3 protein-coding genes are annotated in these 2,394 nt (G+C 32.1%); 2 read left to right on the top strand and 1 reads right to left on the bottom strand.

Annotation, left to right across the window (positions count from 1 at the left end):
• Nucleotides 1-698 precede the first annotated feature (698 nt).
• Together A9G30_RS13655 and A9G30_RS12995 are read left to right on the top strand one after the other, a co-directional pair.
• Nucleotides 699-890, top strand: coding sequence for a transposase (locus A9G30_RS13655; RefSeq protein WP_141672050.1), 192 nt, complete (start codon nt 699-701; stop codon nt 888-890).
• Between the two features lie 346 nt (nt 891-1,236).
• On the top strand, nt 1,237-1,404 hold the full coding sequence (locus A9G30_RS12995) for a hypothetical protein (protein WP_176700626.1): 168 nt from the start codon (nt 1,237-1,239) through the stop codon (nt 1,402-1,404).
• 674 nt (nt 1,405-2,078) lie between these two features.
• Here the strand turns inward: A9G30_RS12995 and A9G30_RS08500 are convergent.
• On the bottom strand, nt 2,079-2,394 hold a 316-nt coding region (locus tag A9G30_RS08500), incomplete at its 5' end, for an AEC family transporter (RefSeq protein WP_176700877.1).

The raw sequence follows: 2,394 nt of genomic DNA on the forward strand, positions 1-2,394 counted from the left end.
CTGCCCTACTTTATATTAAGCTGATTTTGATCCTAACCAAACATGATATGTTGAACTACAATTCCAAATACAGAATTAAACAAAACTTCCAAATTGGAACAGGTAACAATTTATATAAAAATCGGTGTAACTTTTGTGTAATTGACAATCAACTCATATTTATTTTATGAGTAAAAAACCAAAATAAGACATGATCATTAAGATAAACAATTATTATTGTACTCTAAAATTTAAATAATTTATAAGATTATTACTTTGATTGCGATAACTTATTTCTATTATGCAATATTAGTTAAAAATTACAACAATGAAAAACAATAATGATTGTGGCGATAAAATAACATTAATGATGACATAAAACCAACTCGAAATTGCTTTAGATTATTACTCAATGCACTAAAGCAACAACGACTATCGTATTACCTTCCTTTAGAATCTTAACCGTTAAATTAACTGCAATATTAACTGTAAATCTTTGCATCCATTTGCAAGCAGGTTTGAGAAAAAACAATTATATTATTTCCAATAAAAATAATATTAGCCGCGTTTTTATTGGAAATTTATCTATAATTTTTTATTACGAAAGAGCGCAAACCAATAGATTGTCCACTTGCTTTTTCCGATAAGATTATCGACAAATCGTAGCTAATTTAAAAGAAGCCGAAGCCGGTATCCCCCGTCAAAGAGCTTTGCCGTAAATAGGGTATGGGAATTCAACTTTCTATAAATGGCGTGATAAATACGATAGTATGGAAATCTCAGATATCAAACGCTTAAAACAACTAGAAGCTGAAAATCGTAAACTTAAGCAGATGTTTGTTGAGCTAAATTTAAAATCTCAGCTTCAGGAGGAAATCATAAAAAGCTATAGTGCCAACTCAAGCACGTAAAGCCTGAGCTGTGCAACTGCAATAAAATCATTCTATTACTATTGCCATGAGCTGCGCTATTGTTAGTTTAAGCAGCTGAGCTTACTATTATCAACCTAAATTACCGGATGATTCGATGATTATGTTAGTGCTAAGTTATCACGGATAGACATTTACGCGGGGCCTTCTTCAGTGTTTTAATCGTATCAGAAAGCGCGGCTAGAAATGGAATCATAAGTGTATTTATCGAATATACTGCCAGTTAAAGCTTAATCTCAGGGTAAAGCGTAAACAACGTATTCCTCCGCGAAGCCCAGAAAAACTATCAGTACCAAATAAGCTAGGTGAATGTTGATGAATGGATTTTATGAGTGACAGCAGTCGCAATCAACGCCGGTTTAGAACCTTCAATGTCATCGATGACTTTAATTGTGAGGCGTTAGGCATTGATATTGCGATCAGTTTACCGACAGGTAGGATTACCCGTTATCAGAATAAACTGACCAGATATCATGGTTATCAACTCGAAATATGAGTAGATAACGGACCGGAATTCACAGGAAAAACATTCATCGGCTGGGCAAAATTACATGGTATAACCATAGATTATATTCAAGCAAGCAGCGTAATTTTCTACCTGAATCTTATACTAACTTTGGGGGGATATTTACATAGCCGATCCATATTCACCTATTTACTTTATAAATTAAGTATAAGCGATATAAATTGGCTTACCTAGTTGGTATTTTTGCAAAAAAAATTGCAAAATGATTAAAACAGAACACGATAAGCAATAATAGAATAATGAGGTAAATAGGATATAAAAAAAACAAACATTGATGTTAACTGTTAATCTTATGGTTAAAAGGATAAACTACCCCTAGCACAGCGCCCTAAAATACGCAAACAAAAAACCTCAATAAAATCAATTACTTTTCTGACTGATTTTTAACAAATAAACAAAATAGCATAAGCGTGCTTTTCTTATTTGGATATAAAAAAATATTACTAGCAAGGCGCACAAACCAATTTAAGTTCACAATTCACATCTATAATTATAGAATTTAATGACAGCATTAACTGTCACTAGAACCACATATTGAACAATCGATTGTTAAGTTACTTTTTGAATATCAAATTAGATTGGGATTTTTATTGCTAATGCTCTCACCCTGTTAAAAGCAATGAGAGCATTATATTTGGCATTTATTAAGCAACGCCAGGAATGGTGAAATCCATAATAAGTAATAACGTTGGTAAAATAAAAATAGATAAAACTGTTGATACAAAGAAAATACTTGACGCTTGTTCTTGCTCGACATTCCAATTATAAGCCAAAATAACAGCTGTTGATGCCGTTGGCATTGCTAATAAAAAGACCAGTTCTTCAGCTTCCATACCGGTAATACCAAATAAATATACAGAAATAAGCGCCACCACAGGTGTAATAAAACTTTTTAATATCACATTGATCATTAATGGTTTAGATAATGTTAATTTAACACCATGAATACCAACACCAACT

The sequence above is a fragment of the Gilliamella sp. Fer4-1 genome (assembly GCF_001690515.1).
GTDB classification, from domain to species: Bacteria; Pseudomonadota; Gammaproteobacteria; order Enterobacterales; family Orbaceae; genus Gilliamella; species Gilliamella apicola_C.

What these genes read in the sequence shown, in the direction of transcription:
- A9G30_RS12995 (WP_176700626.1), top strand. Translation starts at nt 1,237, where the DNA reads ATGAGTGACAGCAGTCGCAATCAACGCCGGTTTAGAACCTTCAATGTC.